A 3,734-nucleotide genomic window follows, 5' to 3' on the forward strand; every position below is an offset into this window, starting at 1 on the left:
AACCCCCCACAGGATCTTGCCGGGGCGGGCGCGGGGCGCCGGCCGCCCCCCGCCCCCCCCCCCCGCGCCCCCCCCCCCCCCGCCCCCGATCACGACGAGCCGCTCTCGCGTACCCGACTCACCCGACACAACCGACTCACCCGTCGCGGCCCTCGCAGCACTCATGCTCATGCGAACACGCTACGAGCGCCGGGCATTTCAGTCCTGCCCGCCACCCGGCCCGTCACCCTGCGCACCGCCCTGTCCGCCGCCGTTCCCGTCACCCGCGCGCGTGGGGCGCGGTGCCGGGTAGGGCGTCGGCAGCGGGCCCGGTGTCGTCGCGGACGCCGTGGCCGCGCGGCGCGGCAGCCGGGGCCGCAGGGCCTTCAGCCACAGCAGCACGATCAGCGCCGCCACCGCGGCGAAGGGCAGCACGGCGCCGAACGCCACCGCCAGCCAGCGCAGCATCGTCACGAACGCGTCCCAGCCGCCCGCGAGCGCGTCCAGGAAGCCGGGGTCGTCGTCCTTCGCGGCCTTCTTCACCGGCGTCTCGGACAGGGAGAGGGTGATGGTGGCCAGGCCGGTGCGGTCCTTCAGGGACGTCTGCTGGGCCAGCAGCGCCTCCAGGTCGGCCTGGCGGGTGCTCAGCTCGCCCTCCAGCGTGACCACCTCGCTGAGCTTGGTCGCCCGGTCCATCAGCTCACGGATCCGGGCCACGCTGGCGCGCTGCGACTTGATCCGGCTCTCCACGTCGACGACCTGGTCGGTGACGTCCTGCGCCTTGGCGCTGCGCTCGATCAGCTTGCCCGCGCCCTCCAGTTCCGTGAGGACCTCGGCGTACCGCTCGACGGGGACCCGCAGCACGACGCGGGTGTGCTCATGGCCCTCGTCGTCGCTTGTCGTGGTCTCGTTACCGACGTAGCCGCCCGCGTTCTCGGCGGTGGCGCGGGCCTCGTCCAGGGCCTTCGGTACGTCCTTGACCCGCACGGTCAGCGAGGCCGTGCGGATGATGTGGCTCGCGGTCACCTTGGGCGCCGAGGAGGCCCGGTCGGCGCCGGAGCCGCTGCCCGGGGCGCCCGCCCGCGCGCTCGCCTGCGGCTCCGCCGCCTGGGCGGCCTCGTCCTTCGCGACGCTGCTGTCGCCGCCGCCCGAGTCGTCGGCGGCGCTGCAGCCGGTGAGCGTCAGGGCCGCGGCCAGCAGCAGGCCGGCCAGGGCCTGGACTGGTCGTACCGGTCGTGCGGGTCGTGCGGAGCGTTGTGCGCGCATGTGGGCGTACCCCCGAGGGTCGTCGTGACGACTGATGCTTCTTCGACGCGGGGGTGCGGCGGAACGTTGGCGGAAAACGGTCCCGATGCGGTCACGGTCGGGACTCGTGCAGGACACCGGGGCGCGGACGGTTGTCAGTGGGGTCTGAGAGGCTGTGGACATGCGCGAAGCACAGACTCGTACGGAAACGGGCCAGGTCGTCGTCATCGGAGGCGGCATCGCGGGGCTCGCCGCGGCGCATCGCCTGCTGGACACGGGCCGGCGCGTGACCGTGCTGGAGGCCTCGGACCGGGTCGGCGGCAAGCTGCTGCCCGGCCGGATCGCCGATGTGCGCGCGGACTTCGGCGCCGAGTCGATGCTGGCCCGCCGCCCCGAGGCCGTCGCCCTCGCCCGCGAGGTGGGCCTCGCCGGCCGCCTCCAGCCGCCCGCCACCGCGACCGCCTCGATCTGGACCCGCGGTGCCCTGCGCCCCATGCCCAAGGGGCATGTGATGGGCGTCCCCGGCACCGCGTCCGCCCTCGCCGGAGTGCTGTCCGAGGCCGGCCTGGCCCGCATCGAGCGCGACGCCGACCTGCCCCGCACGGAGATCGGGGACGACGCGGCGGTCGGTGAGTACGTGGCGGCGCGTCTCGGCCGGGAGGTCGTCGACCGCCTGGTCGAGCCCCTGCTCGGCGGTGTCTACGCGGGCGACGCCTACCGCATCTCGATGCGCTCGGCGGTCCCGCAGCTCTACCAGGCCGCGCTGACCCACGACTCCCTCACCGAGGCCGTCCGCGAGATCCAGGCCAGGGCCGCCGCGGGTGGGCAGACCGGGCCGGTGTTCATGGGCATCGAGGGCGGCGTCGGCCGACTCCCCCTCGCGGTCGCGGAGTCGGTGCGCGCGCGGGGCGGCGAGATCGTGACCGGCGCGCCGGTGACCGAGCTGCGCCGTGAGGCGCCGGCCGGATGGCGCGTCGTCGCCGGCGACCGGGTGCTGCACGCCGAGGCGGTCGTGGTCGCCGTACCCGCCCCGGCCGCCGCCGGCCTGCTGCGCGCCGAGGCCCCCGAGGCCGCCACCGAGCTGGCCGGCATCGAGTACGCCTCCATGGCCCTGGTCACCCTCGCTTACCGCCGCACCGGCACCGACCTCCCCCCGGGCAGCGGCTTCCTGGTGCCGCCGGTCGACGGGCGCACCATCAAGGCGTCGACGTTCGCCTCGCAGAAATGGGGCTGGATCGCCGACGAGAACCCGGACGTGGTGGTGCTGCGCACCTCCGTCGGGCGGTACGGCGAGACGGAGATCCTTGAGCGCGACGACGACCACCTCGTCGACGTCTCACGCCAGGACCTCAAGGCGGCGACCGGCCTCGACGCCACCCCCCTGGAGACCCGCGTCACCCGCTGGACCGACGGCCTGCCCCAGTACCCGGTCGGCCACCACGCGCGCGTGGCCCGCGTCCGTGAGCACGTCGCCAAGCTGCCCGGCCTCGCGGTGTGCGGCGCGCAGTACGACGGCGTGGGCATCCCGGCCTGCATCGCGAGCGCGTACGCCGCGGTGGACCAGATCCACGGCGACCTGAGCGCCGTGGAGGAGCTCACCGCCCACCCGGTGCAGAGTCTGCACGGCGGAGCGGGAGAATAGGTGACATGAGTGACGACGCCTCCACCACCGAGTCCGGCAGGATCCCGAACAAGGGCAAGCTGGCCAAGGACCTCAACGATGTCATCCGCTACACCCTCTGGTCCGTCTTCAAGCTGAAGGACGTGCTCCCCGAGGACCGCGCGGGCTACGCCGACGAGGTCCAGGAGCTGTTCGACCAGCTCGCCGCCAAGGACGTGAAGATCCGCGGCACATACGACGTGTCCGGGCTGCGCGCCGACGCCGACGTCATGATCTGGTGGCACGCCGAGACCAGCGACCAGCTGCAGGAGGCGTACAACCTCTTCCGCCGCACCAGGCTGGGCCGCGCGCTCACGCCGGTCTGGTCGAACATGGCGCTGCACCGCCCCGCCGAGTTCAACCGCTCGCACATCCCGGCGTTCCTCGCCGACGAGACGCCGCGCAACTACGTCAGCGTCTACCCCTTCGTGCGCTCCTACGACTGGTACCTGCTGCCCGACGAGGACCGCCGCCGCATGCTCGCCGACCACGGCAAGATGGCCCGCGGCTTCCCGGACGTCCGCGCCAACACGGTCGCCTCGTTCTCGCTGGGCGACTACGAGTGGCTGCTGGCGTTCGAGGCCGACGAGCTGTACCGCATTGTCGACCTCATGCGCCATCTGCGGGCCTCCGAGGCCCGGATGCACGTCCGCGAAGAGGTGCCGTTCTACACGGGGCGTCGCAAGTCCGTGGCCGAGCTGGTCGCCGGGCTCGCCTGAGAGGTCTCCTCGAAGTGCGCCGCACCCCCCCCCCCCCCCCCGGGCGGGGGGGGGGGGGGGGGGGGCGCCCCGCCCGGCGGGGGGGGAGGCGGTGAGTGGGGCGGGCCGCGCGATCTCACAGGGGAAGACTC

General features: G+C 74.0%; 3 protein-coding genes. 2 read left to right on the forward strand and 1 reads right to left on the reverse strand.

Going from position 1 to position 3,734, the window contains the following annotated elements:
* Positions 1–198: 198 nt before the first annotated feature.
* The gene (locus tag ACFWYS_RS04640) at positions 199–1,245 is read right to left on the reverse strand and encodes a DUF4349 domain-containing protein (protein ID WP_384763250.1); all 1,047 of its coding nucleotides are present in this window, start codon (positions 1,243–1,245) and stop codon (positions 199–201) included.
* A gap of 160 nt (positions 1,246–1,405) precedes the next feature.
* Here ACFWYS_RS04640 and hemG point away from each other — a divergent pair, with 160 nt between their 5' ends.
* The gene (hemG, locus tag ACFWYS_RS04645; protein ID WP_384763253.1) at positions 1,406–2,866 is read left to right on the forward strand and encodes a protoporphyrinogen oxidase; all 1,461 of its coding nucleotides are present in this window, start codon (positions 1,406–1,408) and stop codon (positions 2,864–2,866) included.
* A 5-nt stretch (positions 2,867–2,871) separates the two neighbouring features.
* Complete coding sequence (hemQ, locus tag ACFWYS_RS04650; RefSeq protein ID WP_384763255.1) at positions 2,872–3,603, forward strand: hydrogen peroxide-dependent heme synthase; 732 nt, start codon at positions 2,872–2,874, stop codon at positions 3,601–3,603.
* Positions 3,604–3,734 lie beyond the last annotated feature (131 nt).

The organism is Streptomyces sp. NPDC059010 (assembly GCF_042740355.1).
Taxonomy (GTDB): domain Bacteria; phylum Actinomycetota; class Actinomycetes; order Streptomycetales; family Streptomycetaceae; genus Streptomyces.

Bases quoted from the DNA above. Each gene is read 5' to 3' on its own strand.
- ACFWYS_RS04640 (WP_384763250.1), bottom strand. From the start codon at position 1,245: ATGCGCGCACAACGCTCCGCACGACCCGCACGACCGGTACGACCAGTC.
- hemG (WP_384763253.1), top strand. From the start codon at position 1,406: ATGCGCGAAGCACAGACTCGTACGGAAACGGGCCAGGTCGTCGTCATC.
- hemQ (WP_384763255.1), top strand. From the start codon at position 2,872: ATGAGTGACGACGCCTCCACCACCGAGTCCGGCAGGATCCCGAACAAG.